The organism is Streptomyces sp. NPDC032198 (genome assembly GCF_040636975.1).
Classification (GTDB): domain Bacteria; phylum Actinomycetota; class Actinomycetes; order Streptomycetales; family Streptomycetaceae; genus Streptomyces.
The window spans coordinates 1,548-4,749 of record NZ_JBEZVL010000037.1; the positions used below are offsets into that span (position 1 = coordinate 1,548).

A 3,202-nucleotide genomic window follows, 5' to 3' on the forward strand; every position below is an offset into this window, starting at 1 on the left:
TGTGTGACGGGTGGTTGGTCGTTGTTTGAGAACTGCACAGTGGACGCGAGCATCTGTGGCCAAGTTTTTAAGGGCGCACGGTGGATGCCTTGGCACCAGGAACCGATGAAGGACGTGGGAGGCCACGATAGTCCCCGGGGAGTCGTCAACCAGGCTTTGATCCGGGGGTTTCCGAATGGGGAAACCCGGCAGTCGTCATGGGCTGTCACCCGCTGCTGAACACATAGGCAGTGTGGAGGGAACGCGGGGAAGTGAAACATCTCAGTACCCGCAGGAAGAGAAAACAACCGTGATTCCGGGAGTAGTGGCGAGCGAAACCGGATGAGGCCAAACCGTATACGTGTGAGACCCGGCAGGGGTTGCGTGTGCGGGGTTGTGGGATCTCTCTTTCACAGTCTGCCGGCTGTGAGACGAGTCAGAAACCGTTGATGTAGGCGAAGGACATGCGAAAGGTCCGGCGTAGAGGGTAAGACCCCCGTAGTCGAAACATCAGCGGCTCGTTTGAGAGACACCCAAGTAGCACGGGGCCCGAGAAATCCCGTGTGAATCTGGCGGGACCACCCGTTAAGCCTAAATATTCCCTGGTGACCGATAGCGGATAGTACCGTGAGGGAATGGTGAAAAGTACCGCGGGAGCGGAGTGAAATAGTACCTGAAACCGTGTGCCTACAAGCCGTGGGAGCGTCGCGCATCAAGTTTACTTGGTGCGTCGTGACTGCGTGCCTTTTGAAGAATGAGCCTGCGAGTTTGCGGTGCGTTGCGAGGTTAACCCGTGTGGGGAAGCCGTAGCGAAAGCGAGTCCGAATAGGGCGATTCAGTAGCGCGCTCAAGACCCGAAGCGGAGTGATCTAGCCATGGGCAGGTTGAAGCGGCTGTAAGAGGTCGTGGAGGACCGAACCCACCAGGGTTGAAAACCTGGGGGATGACCTGTGGTTAGGGGTGAAAGGCCAATCAAACTCCGTGATAGCTGGTTCTCCCCGAAATGCATTTAGGTGCAGCGTCGTGTGTTTCTTGCCGGAGGTAGAGCACTGGATAGGCGATGGGCCCTACCGGGTTACTGACCTTAGCCAAACTCCGAATGCCGGTAAGTGAGAGCACGGCAGTGAGACTGTGGGGGATAAGCTCCATGGTCGAGAGGGAAACAGCCCAGAGCATCGACTAAGGCCCCTAAGCGTACGCTAAGTGGGAAAGGATGTGGAGTCGCAGAGACAACCAGGAGGTTGGCTTAGAAGCAGCCACCCTTGAAAGAGTGCGTAATAGCTCACTGGTCAAGTGATTCCGCGCCGACAATGTAGCGGGGCTCAAGCGTACCGCCGAAGTCGTGTCATTGCAGCTATAGGGCCAACGCCCGCTGTGATGGGTAGGGGAGCGTCGTGTGCCGGGTGAAGCTGCAGCGGAAGCTAGTGGTGGACGGTTCACGAGTGAGAATGCAGGCATGAGTAGCGATACATACGTGAGAAACGTGTGCGCCGATTGACTAAGGGTTCCTGGGTCAAGCTGATCTGCCCAGGGTAAGTCGGGACCTAAGGCGAGGCCGACAGGCGTAGTCGATGGATAACCGGTTGATATTCCGGTACCCGCTGTGAAGCGTCAAACATCGAGCCCATTAATGCTAAGGCCGTGAAGCCGTCCTGGAGCCTTCGGGCAAAGGGAAGTGGTGGAGCCGCCGGCCCAAGGTGGTAGTAGGTGAGTGATGGGGTGACGCAGGAAGGTAGTCCAGCCCGGGCGGTGGTAGTCCCGGGGTAAGGGTGTAGGGCGTTGTCCAGGTAAATCCGGACAGCACAAGCCTGAGACCTGATGCCGAGCCGATTGTGGTGAAGTGGATGATCCTATGCTGTCGAGAAAAGCCTCTAGCGAGTTTCATGGCGGCCCGTACCCTAAACCGACTCAGGTGGTCAGGTAGAGAATACCGAGGCGTTCGGGTGAACTATGGTTAAGGAACTCGGCAAAATGCCCCCGTAACTTCGGGAGAAGGGGGGCCATCACCGGTGATGAGTCTTGCACTCTGAGCTGGGGGTGGCCGCAGAGACCAGCGAGAAGCGACTGTTTACTAAAAACACAGGTCCGTGCGAAGCCGTAAGGCGATGTATACGGACTGACGCCTGCCCGGTGCTGGAACGTTAAGGGGACCGGTTAGTGCACTTTCGGGTGTGCGAAGCTGAGAACTTAAGCGCCAGTAAACGGCGGTGGTAACTATAACCATCCTAAGGTAGCGAAATTCCTTGTCGGGTAAGTTCCGACCTGCACGAATGGCGTAACGACTTCTCGACTGTCTCAACCATAGGCCCGGTGAAATTGCACTACGAGTAAAGATGCTCGTTTCGCGCAGCAGGACGGAAAGACCCCGGGACCTTTACTACAGTTTGATATTGGTGTTCGGTTCGGCTTGTGTAGGATAGGTGGGAGACTTTGAAGCGGGCACGCCAGTGTTCGTGGAGTCAACGTTGAAATACCACTCTGGTCGTGCTGGATGTCTAACCTGGGTCCGTGATCCGGATCAGGGACAGTGTCTGATGGGTAGTTTAACTGGGGCGGTTGCCTCCCAAAGAGTAACGGAGGCGCCCAAAGGTTCCCTCAGCCTGGTTGGTAATCAGGTGTTGAGTGTAAGTGCACAAGGGAGCTTGACTGTGAGACCGACGGGTCGAGCAGGGACGAAAGTCGGGACTAGTGATCCGGCGGTGGCTTGTGGAAGCGCCGTCGCTCAACGGATAAAAGGTACCCCGGGGATAACAGGCTGATCTTCCCCAAGAGTCCATATCGACGGGATGGTTTGGCACCTCGATGTCGGCTCGTCGCATCCTGGGGCTGGAGTCGGTCCCAAGGGTTGGGCTGTTCGCCCATTAAAGCGGTACGCGAGCTGGGTTTAGAACGTCGTGAGACAGTTCGGTCCCTATCCGCTGTGCGCGTAGGAATATTGAGAAGGGCTGTCCCTAGTACGAGAGGACCGGGACGGACGAACCTCTGGTGTGCCAGTTGTCCTGCCAAGGGCATGGCTGGTTGGCTACGTTCGGAAAGGATAACCGCTGAAAGCATCTAAGCGGGAAGCCTGCTTCGAGATGAGTATTCCCACCCCCTTTGAGGGGTTAAGGCTCCCAGTAGACGACTGGGTTGATAGGCCAGATCTGGAAGCCCGGTAACGGGTGGAGGTGACTGGTACTAATAGGCCGAGGGCTTGTCCTCAGTTGCTCGCGTCCACTGTGTT

At 56.8% G+C, this 3,202-nt stretch carries 1 rRNA gene; it reads left to right on the top strand.

Features of this window, described 5'->3' with window-relative positions:
- Positions 1–57: 57 nt before the first annotated feature.
- A 23S ribosomal RNA gene (locus tag AB0E78_RS41745) occupies positions 58–3,180 on the top strand.
- The last annotated feature ends 22 nt before the right edge of the window (positions 3,181–3,202 follow it).